This window comes from uncultured Parasphingorhabdus sp. (assembly GCF_963975735.1).
In the GTDB taxonomy this organism is placed as follows: Bacteria; Pseudomonadota; Alphaproteobacteria; order Sphingomonadales; family Sphingomonadaceae; genus Parasphingorhabdus.
In genome coordinates this window covers 38,163-55,161 of sequence record NZ_CAXBIA010000003.1, presented here as the reverse complement: position 1 = coordinate 55,161, position 16,999 = coordinate 38,163, and the positions used below count along the sequence as shown (strand labels likewise).

At 55.4% G+C, this 16,999-nt stretch carries 18 protein-coding genes; 10 read left to right on the top strand and 8 right to left on the bottom strand.

All coding sequences use genetic code 11. From position 1 onward, the window contains the following. Positions 1-13: 13 nt before the first annotated feature. Genes AACZ86_RS06110 through AACZ86_RS06100 form a run of 3 tightly spaced genes read right to left on the bottom strand, consistent with a single transcriptional unit; the run spans position 14 to position 2,538 of the window. Entirely contained in the window at positions 14-352 is a 339-nt protein-coding gene (locus AACZ86_RS06110) for a 2Fe-2S iron-sulfur cluster-binding protein (RefSeq protein WP_339690378.1), read from the bottom strand. Further along, entirely contained in the window at positions 349-1,452 is a 1,104-nt protein-coding gene (locus AACZ86_RS06105) for a cysteine desulfurase family protein (protein ID WP_339690376.1), read from the bottom strand. Before AACZ86_RS06105 ends, AACZ86_RS06110 begins: the two co-directional genes overlap by 4 nt. 9 nt (positions 1,453-1,461) lie before the next feature. Beyond that, a complete protein-coding gene (locus AACZ86_RS06100) occupies positions 1,462-2,538 on the bottom strand; it encodes an aminotransferase class V-fold PLP-dependent enzyme (RefSeq protein WP_339690374.1) in 1,077 nt (358 codons plus the stop codon). Positions 2,539-2,678: 140 nt separating this feature from the next. Here AACZ86_RS06100 and AACZ86_RS06095 point away from each other — a divergent pair, with 140 nt between their 5' ends. Further along, a complete protein-coding gene (locus AACZ86_RS06095; protein ID WP_339690372.1) occupies positions 2,679-3,335 on the top strand; it encodes an alpha/beta hydrolase in 657 nt (218 codons plus the stop codon). A gap of 2 nt (positions 3,336-3,337) precedes the next feature. Here the strand turns inward: AACZ86_RS06095 and AACZ86_RS06090 are convergent, their stop codons facing one another. Further along, positions 3,338-3,541 carry a hypothetical protein gene (locus tag AACZ86_RS06090; RefSeq protein ID WP_339690370.1) on the bottom strand — a complete coding sequence of 68 codons (204 nt, stop codon included), beginning with the start codon at positions 3,539-3,541 and terminating at the stop codon, positions 3,338-3,340. A 190-nt stretch (positions 3,542-3,731) separates the two neighbouring features. On the opposite strand from AACZ86_RS06090, the gene AACZ86_RS06085 reads away from it, so the two are divergent. Further along, positions 3,732-4,514, top strand: a complete 783-nt coding sequence (locus AACZ86_RS06085; RefSeq protein WP_339690368.1) for a hypothetical protein — start codon at positions 3,732-3,734, stop codon at positions 4,512-4,514. Here the strand turns inward: AACZ86_RS06085 and AACZ86_RS06080 are convergent. Further along, entirely contained in the window at positions 4,501-6,087 is a 1,587-nt protein-coding gene (locus tag AACZ86_RS06080) for a phosphoenolpyruvate carboxykinase (RefSeq protein WP_339690787.1), read from the bottom strand. The genes AACZ86_RS06085 and AACZ86_RS06080 overlap by 14 nt on opposite strands. A gap of 247 nt (positions 6,088-6,334) precedes the next feature. Between AACZ86_RS06080 and AACZ86_RS06075 the strand changes: the two genes are divergently transcribed. From AACZ86_RS06075 to AACZ86_RS06040, 8 genes are read left to right on the top strand one after another with little or no spacing between them, the layout of a single operon-like run. Next, positions 6,335-7,039, top strand: a complete 705-nt coding sequence (locus tag AACZ86_RS06075) for a response regulator transcription factor (RefSeq protein ID WP_339690367.1) — start codon at positions 6,335-6,337, stop codon at positions 7,037-7,039. Then, the gene (locus AACZ86_RS06070) at positions 7,011-8,594 is read left to right on the top strand and encodes an ATP-binding protein (protein ID WP_339690365.1); all 1,584 of its coding nucleotides are present in this window, start codon (positions 7,011-7,013) and stop codon (positions 8,592-8,594) included. The genes AACZ86_RS06075 and AACZ86_RS06070 overlap by 29 nt, the downstream gene beginning before the upstream one ends. Beyond that, positions 8,594-9,049 carry an HPr kinase/phosphatase C-terminal domain-containing protein gene (locus tag AACZ86_RS06065; RefSeq protein ID WP_339690363.1) on the top strand — a complete coding sequence of 152 codons (456 nt, stop codon included), beginning with the start codon at positions 8,594-8,596 and terminating at the stop codon, positions 9,047-9,049. Before AACZ86_RS06070 ends, AACZ86_RS06065 begins: the two co-directional genes overlap by 1 nt. Continuing rightward, positions 9,046-9,981, top strand: a complete 936-nt coding sequence (rapZ, locus tag AACZ86_RS06060; RefSeq protein ID WP_339690361.1) for an RNase adapter RapZ — start codon at positions 9,046-9,048, stop codon at positions 9,979-9,981. Before AACZ86_RS06065 ends, rapZ begins: the two co-directional genes overlap by 4 nt. A gap of 5 nt (positions 9,982-9,986) precedes the next feature. Then, positions 9,987-10,391, top strand: coding sequence for a PTS sugar transporter subunit IIA (locus tag AACZ86_RS06055; RefSeq protein WP_339690359.1), 405 nt, complete (start codon positions 9,987-9,989; stop codon positions 10,389-10,391). Next, a complete protein-coding gene (locus AACZ86_RS06050) occupies positions 10,388-10,666 on the top strand; it encodes an HPr family phosphocarrier protein (RefSeq protein ID WP_339690356.1) in 279 nt (92 codons plus the stop codon). Before AACZ86_RS06055 ends, AACZ86_RS06050 begins: the two co-directional genes overlap by 4 nt. Before the next feature lie 4 nt (positions 10,667-10,670). Beyond that, positions 10,671-11,474 (top strand): RNA methyltransferase, encoded by an 804-nt coding sequence (locus tag AACZ86_RS06045; RefSeq protein WP_339690785.1) that lies wholly within the window; start codon positions 10,671-10,673, stop codon positions 11,472-11,474. Between the two features lie 50 nt (positions 11,475-11,524). Then, positions 11,525-11,932 (top strand): hypothetical protein, encoded by a 408-nt coding sequence (locus AACZ86_RS06040; protein ID WP_339690354.1) that lies wholly within the window; start codon positions 11,525-11,527, stop codon positions 11,930-11,932. A 3-nt stretch (positions 11,933-11,935) separates the two neighbouring features. Here AACZ86_RS06040 and rmuC read toward each other — a convergent pair whose 3' ends face one another. The 3 genes from rmuC to AACZ86_RS06025 form a co-directional block, all read right to left on the bottom strand. Continuing rightward, the gene (gene rmuC, locus AACZ86_RS06035) at positions 11,936-13,315 is read right to left on the bottom strand and encodes a DNA recombination protein RmuC (RefSeq protein WP_339690352.1); all 1,380 of its coding nucleotides are present in this window, start codon (positions 13,313-13,315) and stop codon (positions 11,936-11,938) included. Positions 13,316-13,407: 92 nt separating this feature from the next. Then, positions 13,408-13,980 carry a peptide deformylase gene (gene def / locus AACZ86_RS06030; protein ID WP_339690349.1) on the bottom strand — a complete coding sequence of 191 codons (573 nt, stop codon included), beginning with the start codon at positions 13,978-13,980 and terminating at the stop codon, positions 13,408-13,410. 211 nt (positions 13,981-14,191) lie between these two features. After that, complete coding sequence (locus tag AACZ86_RS06025; protein ID WP_339690346.1) at positions 14,192-16,891, bottom strand: TonB-dependent receptor; 2,700 nt, start codon at positions 16,889-16,891, stop codon at positions 14,192-14,194. Positions 16,892-16,999: the final 108 nt, after the last annotated feature.

The window sequence follows — 16,999 nt, the reverse complement described above, 5'->3', positions numbered from 1 at the left end:
AAAATGCAAGCCGTTAGACGATCTGCATATTGTGGCTTTCAACCGGCATATGCACGGTCAGGCCGTCAAGGTCGGCCGTCAGCGTAATCTGGCAGGCCAAGCGGCTGGTACGGCGCGCTCCGGCGGCGAGATCGAGCATATCCTCTTCCATCTCGGTCGCATCGGGCAATTTGTCGAAATCAGCCGCCTCGACGATCACGTGACAGGTCGAACAGGCCATCTGCCCTTCGCACGTCCCCTCCAGCGGCTGGTCATGAATTTGCGCAACGGTGAGCAAATTGTCACCTTCCGATGCCTCTGCGGTGACGGTTTCGCCATTCACCTTGACGAAATGGACCGTGATTTTCTTCATGATAGCTGTTCCTCCGCCGCTTCATTGATCAGGTGCGCTGCCCGTTCCACCTCTTCGATAGTGTTGTAGCGGCCAAATCCCAGACGGATAGAGGATTTAATCTGTGCCGGTTCCAGCCCCAAAGCCGCCAGAACATGGCTGGGCCGTCCCGAACCGCTGGCGCAGGCCGATCCGGCGGAGAATGCCACACCGCGAACGGTCGACATCAGACGTCCAACATCAAGCCCGTCGCGCCGGATATTGAGATTGCCGGGATAACGATGGTCGAGTGATCCGTTGACCGTCCAGGCACCGAACAGACCGCGTGCTGTTTCGGCCAGATTCGCAACATGATGCATATCTTCCTGCCAGCGTTTGGCACAAATTGTCGCAGCAGCGCCCAATCCTGCACATAAAGCGGGAGAAAGCGTCCCGGATCGAATCCCCTGTTCCTGCCCCCCGCCATGGATTAACGGTGGTATATCGATACCATCACGAACCCACAAAGCGCCAATGCCCTTGGGCCCGTAAATCTTGTGTCCGGAAAGCGCGATAAGGTCGGCCTCTTGCGGAATATCGATCCGGCCAAATCCCTGCACCGCGTCGCAGAGCATCAGCGCGCCTGCCCGATGAGCCAGCTCGGTGATCTGGTCGACCGGCTGAATGGTCCCTATCTCGTTGTTGACAAGCATAGCCGCGACAAGCGCAGTTTTCCGGCCTAAACATGCTTCCAAATCTTCCAATTTGACCAGACCCTGCGGGTCGACGGGGAGCCGTTTCGTGTGAAAATCCTGCGTGCCGTACCAGAGCGCCGTGTCACGCACTGCGGCGTGTTCGGTATCGATTATCGCGATCTGGTCACGGCCTTGCCGGTTGCGGGCAGCGCCCATCGCCAGATTGATCGCTTCGGTCGCGCTGCCAGTGAAAATCACCTGCCCTCCCGGCGGGAGCAAAGCGGCAACCTGCTCACGAGCAACTTTAACAGCCGCCGCTGCCTGCCGCCCCATCACATGTGAGCTGTGTGGATTACCGAAATTGTCTTTCAACCAGGGAAGCATGGCCTCGAGCGCCTCTGGCGCGAGCGGCGTGGTCGCCTGGTTATCAAGATAGATGACGCTCATTGCTCCTGCTCAGCTTCGCCGGGATTCCGCGAAGATCGATTTCCATTGCTCGATGAAAGCGTAAATATGGCTCCGGGTTGTATCGCGTCCAATGCTGACCCGGATCACTTCGCGCGCCACCTGCGGCTCGGTGCCCATCGCTTCGAGTACATGGCTGGTCTTCAGCGTTCCCGACGAACAGGCGCTACCGGCGGAGACCGAAAACCCGGCCATATCGAATTTGATCAGCTGCGTGTTCGCGGCAACGCCAGGCATATGATAGCTGGCGATAGTAGCGATGCGCGGCGCGTGTTCGGCAATCACCGAGCCACCTTCCTTCCGGATCGCGTCGTCGAGATGCTGGCGCAATTCCGACGCCCGCCCGGCCCAGTTGGCGGGTGCTTCCAAAGCGGCGGTCATGCCCATGATAAAAGGCAGATTCTGCGTACCGGACCGATAGCCCTGCTCCTGCCCGCCGTCGGCTTCGAGTAGTCTGAGGTCCTTGACCAGCAGCGCGCCGACACCGGGCGGCCCGCCAAATTTATGCCCGGCGACAATGATCAGGTCGGCATCCGGCAACGGCATTTTGCCAATGGATTGCGAGCAATCGGCCAGAAGATAGCTGCCCCGGTCGCGGACGACTTTCGTCAGCCCGTCCAGATCCTGGATCACGCCCGTTTCATTATTGACCGACTGTATTGCTACCAGAGCTGGTCCATCGGTGCCCTTCAACAGGTGGTTCAGGTTCATCGGAACCACCATCCCATTCATGTCGACCGGAATTGATTGGGCATTTTGCGCGAATCTCAGCACCACATCATGTTCGACAGGGGAAATATATTGTAGCGCGGGCTTGGATTTGGTCAGCGCCATCTGGACCGCCTCGCTCGCCCCGCTGGTAAATATGACGTCGCCTTTCCAGTCCAGCGCCGCCTTGAAGCGCCGCCGCGCGTTTTCCAGCATCGCTTGCGCCGCCCGACCGTCGCCATGGGGCGAAGACGGGTTGGCCCAATTCTCGAATCCCTCGGCGCACGCCTTTTTGGCCGCATCCAGCATCGGTGCGGTTGCGGCATAGTCAAGATAGATGCGTTTGGGCTCGGTCACCATATTGGCAAAAACTCTCTGGCGTGCTGGATTGAGTTGCGGATTTGTTCACTCTCCCTATATAGACGCTGCATCCAGCGCAAAAGCTATTCTGACTTCTCGCGCTCTGGAGACGACAATCTAGATCGAAGAATTGAAAATCCATGCCTGACGTAATTTTTACCGGACCCGAAGGCCGCCTCGAAGGCCGTTTCAGCCCAGGACCCCGTGACCGCGCACCGGTTGCAATGATTTTACATCCCCATCCGCAAGCGGGTGGCACGATGAACGACCGGATCACCCAGGCGATGTACAAGACATTCGTCAAGCGCGGTTTCGCGACCTTGCGGTTCAATTTCCGTGGCGTCGGTCGCTCGCAGGGCACATTCGACAATGGTATTGGCGAATTGTCCGATGCAGCCTCGGCGCTCGACTGGGTACAAAGCTTCCATCCCGAAGCGCAGACCACCTGGATCGCCGGCTATAGTTTCGGCGCTTGGATCGGTATGCAGCTCTTGATGCGGCGTCCGGAAATCCGCGGTTTCATTTCGGTGTCGCCGCCAGCCAATATGTATGATTTCAACTTTCTCGCCCCCTGCCCGTCATCGGGTATCATCGTTCAGGGCGTGAATGATGAAGTCGTCACCCCCGGCGCCGTCCAGAAACTGGTCGACAAGCTGCGGACCCAGAAACATATCACGATCCATCACGACGAGATTCCCCGCGCCAATCATTTTTACGAGAATGAAATGGAATTGCTGATGGGTTCGATCGACAATTATCTCGACATGCGGCTCGCGCCGGATTCGCCGATCAAATAGGATCAGCCGGCGGACTGCGCCGATAATGGCTGGTTGCTGTCAGGGACAGGAATCAGCCCGATTCCGACATTGGCAAACATGACAGCAGCGGCGACGAGCATCAGCCAGCCCTGCTTTTTATTGTCGCCCTTGCGCAAGACAAAGACGCCTCCGGCCAGCAGCGCTGTTCCGGCCAGCATCAATACGGATAATATCAGGTTAGACATGCCGGGATAGTTACGGCTGCATCGCCAGAGTGACAATCATTTGTTTCGATGATTTTCCGCATCCCGGACATGATCATGCAACACTCCGTTTCCTCGGCCGAAGCAGTGGCTCGTCAACGGAATTGCTTTCGCCTGCAATTTCGACTAGAACATAAAAAGAACAAGGTGATCGATAGGCGGAGCTGGCCACGTGAATTCCGAACCTCCTCTGCTCATAATAGCGCCTCTGGCCGGAGATTTTAATCTGGCGCATTTGCCCTGGCCCGAGTCAGCAAGTGGAAAAATATCGGTCAATGACGCCAAGTTCAACGAACTGGACATGGTCGAGGTCATCCTTGACGGGATGCCGTTCCTGTTATCTCATTATACAGCAGATGAAACCGCCCGGCGTTTTGCAGCACAAACATTCGATCCACTATTTACCGGTCTCCCGACTCCCGATGAATCGTCCATAGGGGTGGCACCCAGGGACATCTTGACCAGCGCCCGGCATCTGCCCGAAATAAACCATCGCATACTCCTGTTGGGCAAATGGATAGGAGAAGCGGTGGACGCCACTGCTGCGGCATGGACGCCCTCGCACAGGATTACGAACTTTCTCTATTTCGACGAGACCGTAGTAGAATATCTCGACGGCGGACCATTTCCCGCATTATTTCAAACTTCATTTTCGGAAGTCCGGGAAGGCTATTACATCACCACAGGTTTGCACTATTTCGCCGGTCAGGAGATTCGCCTGACCGCGCCTCCGGATTATACTCCTGCCGACGTGGCAGATCGGCTCGTCCGCATCATCGACGATTTCGCATCCCATGGAACGATCGATAAACCAGCCCGGGCGAAGGGTATGGCCGAAGGCGAAACGCTGATCTTCTCACCCAGCGACGATCTGGCGCATGTCGATATCTCTATCAACAACTGCGCCGTCAACGCCGACCAGGCAAAGATGCGACCGGAACCTAGGCGGCGGTAGGTGCCGCTTCCCGGACGTTCTGATCAACATGATCAGCAAATTGTTCAAAATTATCGATGAACAATTTAACCAGCTTTTGAGCGGTTTCGTCATAAGCGCTCGGATCGGACCAGGTCGAACGCGGATCGAGTATCGCACTGTCGACGCCGGAGACTGCTGCCGGTACTTCGAATCCGAAATTCTCGTCGATGCGGAATTCGCCGTCATTCAGGCTACCGTCCAGCGCAGCGTTGAGCAATGCGCGGGTTGCCTTGATCGGCATCCGGTTGCCTTCGCCATATTTGCCACCGGTCCAGCCCGTGTTGACCAGCCAGCAACGGACGCCGCCCTTGGCGATCCGCTCCTTCAGAAGATTGCCATAAACCGACGGGTGGCGCGGCATGAACGGCGCGCCGAAACAGGTCGAGAAGGTTGCTTCCGGCTCGGTCACGCCGATTTCGGTACCGGCGACCTTGGCGGTATAACCGGAAAGGAAATGATACATGGCCTGCTCGGGTGTTAGCCGGGAGATTGGAGGCAATACGCCAAACGCGTCAGCGGTCAGCATGATGATATTCTTGGGCACCGGCCCCATATTTTCTTCCGAAGCATTCGGAATGAAATCGATCGGATAGGCGCCGCGGGTATTTTCCGCTTTGCTATTGTCGTCGAGATCCAGCTCCCGGGTTTCCGGGTCCATCACGACATTTTCAAGTACGGTTCCGAACCGGCGCGTGGTCGCAAAGATTTCCGGCTCCGCTTCTTCGGACAGCCGGATCATCTTGGCGTAACAGCCGCCTTCGAAATTGAACACCGCAGTATCGGACCAGCCATGCTCGTCGTCGCCGATGAGCACGCGGCTGGCATCAGCGGACAGCGTCGTCTTGCCGGTACCCGACAGGCCGAAGAAAATGGCGGTATCGCCTTCCGGCCCGATATTCGCCGAGCAATGCATTGGCATGACCGAGTCGAGCGGCAACAGATAATTGAGCAGGCCGAACACGGACTTCTTCATTTCGCCGGCATAAGCGGTGCCGCCGATCAAGATCAATTTCTCGGTCAGGTTTACCGCAATCACGGTGCCGCTGCGCGTACCGTGACGTTCCGGGTCAGCCTGGAAGCTGGGCAAATCGATGATGGTATATTCGGGATCAAACGCAGCGAGTTCGGCAGCATTCGGCCGGACCAGCATCGTGCGGATAAAAAGATTGTGCCAGGCCAGCTCGTTGATGATCCGGACATTGACCCGGTGCTCCGGCTGTGAACCACCGAAAAGATCCTGTACGAACAACGTATCTTTCTCGGCCAGAGCGGCGAGGAAATCTTCTTTCAGCGCTGCAAAATGATCGGGAGTCATCCCGACGTTGGTTTTTCCCCACCAGACGCTGTCTTCGGTTTCGGCATCACGGACAATGAACTTGTCATTGGCGGAGCGTCCGGTGTGCTTGCCCGTTTCCACGACCAAAGGACCATCTTGCGCCAAATGTCCCTCGCCGCGCGATACGGAGGCCTCGACCAACGCCGGCGCACCCAGATTCCAATGCTGCTCCGCCGAACTGGCAAAACCTTGATCATTTAAAGAAACAGACGAAATATTTGGCACAGGTAATCCCCTAAAGCTTAAAACGGGTTGAGGTCACGCCGATCTGGCAATTTGGAACGGCGCTTACTTGACCATCGCGAGTCGGTCAAATTTCTTCCAACCACGTGCCGCAAAATTACGGAATTCCTCACCAGATTGCCAAGTCCGAAGCAAATACGGCTACCGACGAGTTGACTTGAAACATGACATCCCATCCACTAGGTCAAATCCAGAGCGGGCGGCAAAGGAACATAAATTAATGGCAGCCAATATTGCTCTTGTCGACGACGACCGCAATATATTGACCTCGGTATCGATTGCGATGCAGGCCGAAGGTTTTATCACGCGGGTTTACTCTGACAGCGAAGCCGCTCTTCATGCGATTCTCGAGAACCCGCCGGACCTTGCCGTCTTCGATATAAAAATGCCGAAGATGGACGGACTGGAATTGCTCCGGAGAGTGCGTGAAAAATCGAACCTGCCGGTCATCTTCCTGACCTCGAAAGACGAGGAGCTGGACGAGGCACTCGGCCTCGCAATGGGCGCCGACGACTACATCAAAAAGCCGTTTTCGCAGCGCCTGCTTATCGCCCGGGTGAAATCCATCTTGCGCCGGACAGAATTTATCAAGTCACTGGACGAGGGTCAGGATGACGAATCCGCAGAGCCGCTCGTTCGGGGTAATCTGGAAATGGATCCGGCCCGCCATCTGGTGCGATGGAAGGGAATAAATGTCACGCTGACCGTCACCGAATTCATGATTCTCGAAACATTGGCGCATCGACCGGGTGTCGTGAAGAGCCGTAACCAGTTGATGGATGCCGCCTATCAGGATGACGTCTATGTCGACGACCGCACCATCGACAGCCATATCAAGCGATTGCGGAGAAAATTTCGCGAAGTTGATTCTGAATTTGACGCAATAGATACGTTATATGGAGCCGGATATCGCTACACAGAATGATCGCGGAACAGATAGTGAAAGCGGCCTGTCCCTGCGTTGGTCGGCCCGGCTTTCACTGACAACCCGCATATTGGTCGTCAACGTCCTGGCGATTGCGCTTCTGGCTGGCGGCCTGTTCTATCTGAACAATTACCGGGACAGGCTGACCGAAGAACGTCTCACCCAGGCCCGGATGCAGCTGACAATCATTGCCGACGCCCTGTCATCGGGAGAGCAACAAAAGCGGGACGCGCTCATCCGTCAATTTTCGGATCATCTGAACGCCCGACTCCGAATCTATTCCCCAGACGGCACAAAAACGGTCGACAGCTTTTCGCTGGCAAAGCCGACCTATGAATTTGTAGATCCGGATGCCGAACCCCTGCGAAAAGATGTGGCCCGGATATTGGACCGGATCATTGAAAGCTTTGTCTTCAGTGCGGAGGTCCCGAATTTTGCCGAACCGTCCCGCGATATCGCGAGTGAATGGCCGGAGCTTCTTGCTGCCGGGAATACCACAGATGCGGTCAGTTCGGTCAGTTTGGCACCTGACCGCACTCCGGTGATTGCGGCCGGGAAGCCCTTGCAAGATGGCACCGGTTCCATATTGCTGACCGCCAATGCGAGGGACATCACGCGAATTGTGAGAGCGGAACGGTCCAGCGTACTGCTCGTTATCTTGGTCGCCGCAACGGTCTCGATTCTGCTCTCGCTTTTTCTGGCGCGGACCATCGTCAGACCGATCAGAAAGCTGGCCCGTGCAGCGGTGCGGGTACGGATGGGGCGGTCGGACGAAATCGCAATCCCGAGAATGCCCGGTCGTCGGGACGAAATCGGCCAATTGAGCCGTGCCTTATCCGATATGAGTGCTGCCTTACGTCATCGGATCGATGCCACGGAGGCTTTTGCCGCTGACGTCAGCCATGAAATCAAGAACCCCCTCGCCTCGCTTCGTTCGGCGCTCGAGGGGCTGGAACGGGTCGATGACCCCGACCTGCAGAAACAGCTGCTCGATGTGGCCAATGACGATGTCCGCCGCATTGATCGCCTTATCAACGATATCTCCGACGCGTCCCGGGTCGATGCCGAACTGGCCAGAGCCAAGTTTGAACCGATTGATATTGGCAAGATGCTCGAACAGTTGCTCGCTGCCCGCGAACAACGGACCTCCAATCTGGGTGTCCATATCGCATTCGCGCGACCGGCAAAGGATGTTGCAAAAGTGATGGGCGACGGTGGCCGGCTCGAACGTGTGTTCAGCAATCTGCTCGACAATGCCGTTTCCTTTTCGCCCGACGGCGGGCTGGTAGAGATATTGGCGACACCCGATGGAGAGGAGATTGTTATCCATATCGCCGATCAGGGCCCGGGCGTGCAACCGGATCAACGGGAAGAGGTTTTCCAGCGTTTCCACTCCGACAGGCCCGACGGAGAAGCGTTTGGCAAGCATAGCGGACTGGGTCTGGCGATCGCAAAGACCATCATCGAAGGTCATCAGGGCAAGATTCATATTCTCGACCGTGCGGGCGGAGAATCGGGCGCCTGCTTCGAGATTCGCCTGCCCAAGGCTCCGTGATGACAGATATCAGCGCAGATGGCGATCAGTTGAACCTGCACGCTACAGCTGTCGCCATTTCCGGTGCGGGATTGATGATTTGCGGCAAATCGGGTTCGGGAAAATCCGATCTGGCGTTGCGGCTTATTGACCGCGGCGCGACCTTGATCAGCGATGATTATGTGGACATCAGCCGCGCAAACGAGAAGCTGTTCCTGAGCCCGCCAGCCAATCTTGCCGGTAAGCTGGAGGTCCGGTCGATGGGGATCGTCGAACAAGACTATCTGTCCGGCATTCCGTTAAAACTGATCGTGAAACTGGAGGATCGTCCCGACCGTTTCCCGATGGACAAACAGACCATGATTTTGCTGGGAATAACTATTCCATTCTGTACACTGGACGCCATGGAAAATAGCGCGACGATCAAGGCGGAATTGGCTTTGCAACGAATATTACGGGGTGCAGCGGGCATATGACTGGTGAAGGCGTCAAACGCGTCCTGTTGGTCACCGGTCTTTCTGGAGCGGGAAAATCCACGGCGTTAAAAACAATGGAAGACATTGGTTGGGAAACGGTCGACAATTTCCCCTTTCGCCTGGTCGAAGGCTTGCTGGAAACCCCTCCGTCCAGTTCCCGGGGGGACAGCGACCCGCCACTGGCACTCGGCTTCGACAGCCGGACACGTGGGTTCGAACCGGACAAGCTGATCGAAAGCGTGAAACGTCTGCAAAAAAAGCCGGGCTATCTGATCTCGACATTATTCCTCGATTGTGCAGGCGGTGAACTGGAGCGGCGCTACGGAGAAACCCGGCGACGCCATCCGCTCGCGTTGGATCGACCGGCAAAAGAAGGCATCGCGCTGGAGCGGACCTTGCTCGCACCCTTTCGCCGCTGGGCCGATCATCTGATCGACACCACTGATCTGACGGCCAATGATCTGCAGCGCGAAATCCGGCAACGTTTCCTGCTCGACAAGGACACCGCGACAACCATTACACTCACCAGCTTCGGTTTTTCCCGCGGTCTCCCGAACAATATCGATCTTTTGTTCGACGTCCGCTTTCTGGCGAATCCCTTCTGGGATCCGGACCTGAAGAAAATGACCGGTCTCGATCCGGAAGTGGCAGACTATATCAGCAAAGATCCGGCCTATCCCGAAGCTATCGAGAGAATAGCCGGCATGCTCGAATTTCTTTTGCCGCGCTATCAGGACGCTGGCAAAGCCTACGTCAACATAGGTATTGGCTGCACCGGCGGACGTCACAGATCGGTACATGTTGCCGAGCGCCTGAGCAAAGACTTGCGTGCGGCCGGCTTTTCGCCCAATGTCGTACATCGCAACCTGACATCACGACCGATGGAAGCGCTCGAATCCATGCAGAGTTTGAACGGGAACAAGGAAATTTAATCAACATGATTGGGTTGGTTCTCGTAACACACGGGCATCTGGCAACGGAATTTGTCATCGCGATGGAACATGTCGTCGGCGCGCAAAAGGCGATCGCAGCGATCGGCATTGGTGCGCGTGATGATATGGAAGAACGTCGTCAGGAAATTGCGGATTGCATAGCGAAAGTGGATTCTGGTGAAGGCGTCATCATTTTGACAGACCTGTTCGGTGGTACGCCGTCGAATCTTGCCATTTCCCTGATGGAAAAAGGCAAGGTCGAAGTCATCGCCGGTGTCAATCTGCCGATGCTCATCCGCCTCGACGGCGCGCGCAAGTCGATGAAAATCACTGCCGCAATCGCTGCAGCCAAGGAAGCCGGACAGAAATATATCAGCGTCGCTTCCGAAATATTGGGAAGCGATGCGTGAGCGAATTTCGCAAAACCGTCGAGATCACAAATAGCCGGGGGCTGCACGCAAGAGCGAGCGCGAAATTTGTCACCTATGTCAGCAAATTGCCCGACGATCTGGACGTAAAAGTGGCGAAGGATGGTACCGAAGTCACCGGCATGTCGATCATGGGCCTGATGATGCTCGGTGCGGCCAAGGGCGACAGCATCGAAATCATTGTTTCCGGTGAACAGGCTGAAAGCGCGCTCGAGAAACTGACCGGTCTGGTTGTCGACGGCTTTGGTGAAGACTGAAGTCATGCGCCACCAGATTACCGGCTTTTCCAATCCGACGATCAAGCGGCTCAGGAGCCTGCGCGAGAAGAAACACCGCAAACGGGAAGGGCTGTTCCTTGCCGAAGGGCTCCGGATCTTAGCGGAGGCGCTGGACAGCGGCAGAACTCCGAAAATACTGGTGGTTGTCGAAGGCACCGAGCTTCATCCCCTCGCCCGGAAAATGGAGGAAGCAACCGTGGCCGCCGGTGGCGACGTCATCGAAACCAGCGAGGCAATCATTGCCAAGCTCTCCGGAAAGTCCAATCCCCAGTCGATTATTGGCATTTACCCCGATCATCCGGTCGCGCTCGAAGATCTTGATCGATCCGGCTCGAATATCTGGCTGGTGGCACAAGCGCTGCGGGATCCCGGCAATCTCGGCACGATCTTGCGGACCGGTGACGCGGTTGGGGCTGGCGGACTGATCCTGATTGACGACTGCGTCGATCCCTTCTCGGTCGAGGCGGTGCGCGCCAGCATGGGGGCTATTTTCACCCAGCAGATCGCGCAGGCACGCTGGCCGGAATTTCTGTCCTGGCTGCGCAGCGGTCCGGGCGAGCTGGTCGGAACGAGTCTCAACACCGAGAATGATTATCAGTCGGTGCTGTACAAGCAACCGACCTTCCTGCTGATCGGCAACGAAGCGCAGGGACTGCCGGAGGACTATGAAGCCGCCTGCGACACCCTTGTCAAAATGCCGATGATGGGCAAGGCCGACAGCCTGAACGCCGCCGTCGCGGCATCGGTGATGGCCTATGAAGTGCTAAATCAGAGCCGAAAGAGATAAATAGCCTTCCCCTCATTGCTATGTTACATTTCACAGCGGAGGGGAAAAATATGAAAAATATAATATTGCTTTCATCGCTCGCCGCATTGACGCTTTCGGCCTGTGACGAGCCTGCTGCAGAACCGGTAGTCGAGGAAAAACTGGGTGACTATAGTGCCATCGGCACCGAACCGGGCTGGCGGGTCGACATAACGGGCGACAATATCGCTTTGACCACCCAGAGCGGCAATGACTTCACGCTTCCGGTTCAGCGCATGAAAAAGACCGACAGCGGATGGGAAGTCAAAGGCTTTTCCGACAGTCACAATATCAATATCTATGTCACCAGCGGCGAAACATGCAGCGATGGCATGAGCGATCGCAGCTATGCCGACACGGTGAAGATAGAGGCCAGCGAGAATGGCACATTGAACGGTTGTGGCGGCGCCATTACCGAAACAGCGGATGGACCGCCCTAAGGTCTATTCCGCAGCTTTTTCGCCGATTTCCCGGTCATCTTCGATCAGTTTTTCGGTCACTGCATCGCTGTAGCGCGGTAGCGCTTCGACAAGTTCGATGTCGGATAGCTCTCTTTTGCCCTGCTCTACTTCCAGAGCTTCGAATTTCCTACCGGTGGCAATGAGTCGGCTTTGGAAACTATTGGCAAAACCGTTGTAGCTTGTAACGGCACGCCCTAAATGGGTGCCAACTTTTTGTAGGTCTTCTGCTGCCTTTGCTAACCTTTCGTGCATCTCTTTACCCAAGACTGCGATCTCGGCAGCATTGGCATTAAGTGACTCCTGTTGCCAAACGGATGCGACGGTTCTCGCAATGGCTACGAGATTAGTTGGCGTTGCCAACAGAATCTTTTTATCAAAAGCATTATTCCAAAGGTTCGGATCGTGATCAAGCGCTGCCGCGAGAAAATGTTCGCCAGGCACAAACATGATCACATAGTCGGGAGCAGTGTCAAATTGAGTTTGATATGACTTTGCACCCAGAGCGTTGATGTGCGCTTTCATCGACAGACAATGCCGATCCAGCGCATTCTTTTTATCTGATTCATTTTCCGCCGCAAAGGCGTCCTGATAATCATTTAATGAAACTTTCGCATCAATGATTAGTGAACGTCCCCCCGGTATTCTAACTATCGCATCGGGGCGTAAACGCCCTTCATCAGTTTCGATACTGACTTCCATATGAAAATCGGTATGCTCAGCAAGACCACATGTTTCGAGCACATTCTTGAGCTGTTGCTCCCCCCAGCGGCCCCGTGATTTTGGGGCATTGCGCAACGAATTGACAAGCCGCGCTGCTTCCTGCTGTACCCTATCCTGCCCCTGCCTAACCTGTTCTACAGTTGCTTTTATATCGGCATATGACTCAGAGCGTTCTTTTTCGATTTTGCGAATACTCTCCTCGTAAGCCGTCAATCTTTCTCTAACCGGCTGCAGCAGTTTGGCGATTTTCTCGCCGCCCTTTTCATTGGCCTGGTCAAAGCGCTGGTCCGCCCGCTCGAGAAACTGCCGCTGGGCCGTCTCCAGCATTTTGGCACCAATTTCGGAAAATTGCGCTGACAAAGCCTCTTTCGCTTCCATCAGCTGCTGCATCTGCTTGTCATGATTGCGGGCATCGGCTTGCAACGCCGCCAGTTCGGTCTTCGCCGCATCGCGCTCGTCGCGCACGCCATCCAGCGTGATCCGCAATGCATCGGTCGCCTGCGCGGCCTCTTTGGCCGCTTGCACCGCATCTCTGGTAGCCTGCGCTGCATCCTTCGCCGGCTTGCCGCCAATAAACCAGCCCAGCGCCAGACCGCCCAGAAGAGCGATGACGATGACGATGATGACAATGATGGGGTCCAAATTAACTCACTTTCCGATAAGAACGAAAAGAGAACTTAGAAGCGTTTCCCGTAATAGGCAATAGACCTAATGCCGGATTTGACTGGCGACGGTTAGGCCGCGATCCCGTGTTCCTTACGCAATTTCGCGAGCTTCTTCAGCACCATCTGGCGTTTCAGGCGCGACAGATGATCGATGAACAATATGCCTTCGAGATGGTCCATCTCGTGCTGCAGGCAGGTAGCGAGAAGCCCCTCGATCTGTTCTCCATGCTGCTTGCCGGTCTCGTCCTGCCAGCGCGCGGTGATGGCGGCGGGCCGCTCGACATCCGCATATTGGTCGGGTACCGAAAGGCATCCCTCGCTATAGACATTCACATCTTCCGACGGATCGAGAATCTCGGGATTGATGAAGACGCGCGGATCACGGATGACTTCCTGCTCATGATGGCAATGTTCGCCATGTTCGTGATCATGGTCATGCTCGACCGGCTCCTGAAGGTCGATAACCAATATCCGTTTGGGCACACCAACCTGAATCGCGGCCAGACCAATGCCCGGCGCATCATACATGGTTTCGAACATGTCAGCGATCAGCGTTCTGAGCGCGTCGTCAAACTCGGTGACCGGTTCTGAAACAGTTTTCAGCCGCGGATCGGGAACTTCAAGGATCGGTAAAATAGCCATGGTGCAAATTTAGGGATTTTGCCTGGATTCGTCAAGCAGCGCAGGAGTGTGTTTACCATCCGGCCCGAATATCCGGCAAAATTCAAAAACATCTCCACCCGCTGCGATAGCGCATATTGTGCAGCAGCAGGCAATGGCAGTACAAATAAAAAGGTGTGCGGTTCATTATCTGAACCGCACACCTTTTCTTATTCAGAGGCTATCGCTTGGTTTAGAAGCGGGTACGCACCGTGAGGCCATAGGTTCTTGGCTCCGCAAGGAACGCCGAATAGGTCTGCTGCGATGCGACAAATGGCGTGTTGAACGCAACCTGCGAATAATTGATGTTGAACAGATTTTGTGCCCAACCTTCAATTGCCCATTTGTCATCAGGACCGCGGATACCGATACGTGCATTTACCAGCGTAAATCCGTCCTGTTCCTTGCCATAAAGCAAATCCGAGCCGGTGTTATAGTCGCTGGTCGTACGCGCATTCACATAGAACAAGCCGGTCAGTCCGCTATTTCCGATTGGCGGAGTATAGGACAGAGACGCCGTTGCTGTGATTTCAGGCGCGTTGGACAGATTGTCACCTGGAAGCAGGCGCAAAGCAGGATCCAGCGCGGTTCCGTTATCGCGACCAACCAGATCATTTTCATAGCTGGTGTCGGTATATGTCAGGCCCATAGAGACGTTGACATGTCTGACCGGATTGATCGACGCTTCCAGTTCGATGCCCTGTGCAACAACGCCATATTTGACATTGTCAGCAGCACAGTTGCCGGTTGTGCCGTCGGCATCGCTATCCGCACCGCCGAGATCATCGCTACAGCCATTGATATTCTGAACGAGGAAAACGGAGCCGTTGAACGTGTTGAGCTGGAAATTCTGGAATTGCTGACGGAAAGCAGCAACGCTCAACGAAAATTCGCGGGTCGAGTATTTGGCACCAATTTCAAAGGCATCTACCGTCTCCTGGTCAAACTGGAGATTGGCAGTATCACCCGTCAACGCCGGATTGGCCAGAGTTGAACTGGTCAACGCAGACCGGTCAAGGTTGAAGCCGCCTGCCTTGTAACCGCGCGAGTAGCTACCATAAAGCAGCAGATCCTCAGTTGGCTTGTAGGACAGGATGGCCGTACCGGTAAATTCATTCTCGCTCCGGCTGTCGCTTAGCGTAACGCCGTCCAGTTCGGATGTTGAATTACCCTGACATGACAGACCGATAAGACCGGCTGCCAATCCACCAAGTGGTCCTCCGAGCAACGGCGTGAACAATGCGCGTTGTGTAGGGCACATCGTATTGTCGTTGGTAAAGGCAGCGTTAAAATCCTTCGTTTCATTGGTATAACGCAGGCCAAGGGTTAGATCGAGCTTGTCGGAAATGTGGAAGATATTGTGGGTGAAAAACGCAAAATTCTCGCTTTTCTGGTTGTAGACATCGAGCACAGTTCCCCGGTCGTTGATCGTGGCCAAATTATCCAGACCGGCAAAAATCAAGGGCGTAGCGGCACCGAACGCGCCAGCTAATGCGGCTCGGCCACCGGCGCTCAGACAGCCTGTGCTGGTTGGCGACGCGAGGGCAGGATTAACCGCGTTGACGATCCGGCATGGCGCGAAGGCACCATATTGCGTGCCGAAGCGAATATTGTCGCGCGTTTCCAGTTTTTCGTTGGCATAAAAACCACCGATCAACCAGTCCAGCTTGTCATCGAAAGCCGAACCCTGCAGCCGCAATTCCTGGGTGAAGGTCTTGAATTCCCGGGCGCCGGCATTTTCATTCGGCTCGCGATAGAGAATGTCGACCTGCGTGTAATCCGTGTCCGAGGCCTGAAAGTTGGAATATTCACGATATCCAGTAATCGACGTCAGGTTCATGTTACCCAGTTCGGCATTGACCTCGACCGAAGCACCGAAATCTTCAGTCTCGCCCGCATAGGAACGCCCCGGCGTGACATAGATATCCCGGTTAAATGTACTCTGCGTAAGTGCGTTGTTGTTTTGACCCAATGCCAAAAGCACCGGAATGATCGGATTTTGCGTACTCGTCAGAGCCGGTGCGCCAGGTGGCGGAACCGAAAAGGGATCAAGTCCCGCGCCCACTCTTGCCTGCTGAGCAAATTCAGGCTGGACGAATGTCGCTGCACAGCAGGACTCGTCCTTCTTGGAATAGTCCCCGATAACGCGGATGCTCAGGCCGTCATTTGGTTCAAACAGCAACTGCCCACGAACCAGATAGCGGTCCTTATTATTGACGTCGGTTCCGTTCACCACATCGTTGTAAAAGCCGTCTCGCTTCAGATAGACCCCATCAATGCGGGCGGCGATCGTATCGCTCAACGGGCCGTTGATGCCGCCTTCCAGGCGAAGCTGGTCATAATTGCCGTAAGTGGCGGACGCATGTCCTGAAAACCGGAATTCTGGAGCTGCCGTGGTGATGCTGATCATACCGGCAGAAGAGTTGCGTCCGCCAAGCGTTCCTTGCGGGCCACGCAGAATTTCGATCCGGTCAATCGGGCCGAGTTCACTCAGCGCATTACCGCTTCTCGAGCGATAAACGCCATCGATGAACACAGCGACCGAGCTTTCCAGGCCGGGGTTGTCACCAACCGTACCAATACCGCGAATACGGGCAGAGCCGTTCGCTTCGTTGCCGGTTGAAGAGACGAGCAATGAAGGCGCAAGCTGATTGAGCTCACGAATATCGCTGGTGCCGCTCTGTTGCAATTGCTCCGCACCAATAGCCGAGATGGCAACCGGCACGTCGGACAAGACCTGAGCCCGGCCCTGTGCGGTTACGACGATTACGTTGCTGTCGACGGTTTCATCGACCTGGTCAGTCGCCTCCGATTGCGACTGCGCATAGACGGGGGCCGTGGCGACGGCTGCAAGTGCGAACGCGCAAGCAGATAGATTCAATGCCAATTTCATAATATACTCTCTCCTGATTGTTAGTCTCATTGCCTTCTTGGGGAGGACTAACTTTTTATTTTTATTGGCTACATAGTGGTCGTCATACTGCCGCTGCGTCAAGGGTGT

Excerpts from the sequence above, each read along its gene's own strand:
- AACZ86_RS06110 (WP_339690378.1), bottom strand. The coding sequence starts at position 352 with ATGAAGAAAATCACGGTCCATTTCGTCAAGGTGAATGGCGAAACCGTC.
- AACZ86_RS06105 (WP_339690376.1), bottom strand. The coding sequence starts at position 1,452 with ATGAGCGTCATCTATCTTGATAACCAGGCGACCACGCCGCTCGCGCCA.
- AACZ86_RS06100 (WP_339690374.1), bottom strand. The coding sequence starts at position 2,538 with ATGGTGACCGAGCCCAAACGCATCTATCTTGACTATGCCGCAACCGCA.
- AACZ86_RS06095 (WP_339690372.1), top strand. The coding sequence starts at position 2,679 with ATGCCTGACGTAATTTTTACCGGACCCGAAGGCCGCCTCGAAGGCCGT.
- AACZ86_RS06090 (WP_339690370.1), bottom strand. The coding sequence starts at position 3,541 with ATGTCTAACCTGATATTATCCGTATTGATGCTGGCCGGAACAGCGCTG.
- AACZ86_RS06075 (WP_339690367.1), top strand. The coding sequence starts at position 6,335 with ATGGCAGCCAATATTGCTCTTGTCGACGACGACCGCAATATATTGACC.
- AACZ86_RS06070 (WP_339690365.1), top strand. The coding sequence starts at position 7,011 with ATGGAGCCGGATATCGCTACACAGAATGATCGCGGAACAGATAGTGAA.
- AACZ86_RS06065 (WP_339690363.1), top strand. The coding sequence starts at position 8,594 with ATGACAGATATCAGCGCAGATGGCGATCAGTTGAACCTGCACGCTACA.
- rapZ (WP_339690361.1), top strand. The coding sequence starts at position 9,046 with ATGACTGGTGAAGGCGTCAAACGCGTCCTGTTGGTCACCGGTCTTTCT.
- AACZ86_RS06055 (WP_339690359.1), top strand. The coding sequence starts at position 9,987 with ATGATTGGGTTGGTTCTCGTAACACACGGGCATCTGGCAACGGAATTT.
- AACZ86_RS06045 (WP_339690785.1), top strand. The coding sequence starts at position 10,671 with ATGCGCCACCAGATTACCGGCTTTTCCAATCCGACGATCAAGCGGCTC.
- AACZ86_RS06040 (WP_339690354.1), top strand. The coding sequence starts at position 11,525 with ATGAAAAATATAATATTGCTTTCATCGCTCGCCGCATTGACGCTTTCG.
- def (WP_339690349.1), bottom strand. The coding sequence starts at position 13,980 with ATGGCTATTTTACCGATCCTTGAAGTTCCCGATCCGCGGCTGAAAACT.
- AACZ86_RS06025 (WP_339690346.1), bottom strand. The coding sequence starts at position 16,891 with ATGAAATTGGCATTGAATCTATCTGCTTGCGCGTTCGCACTTGCAGCC.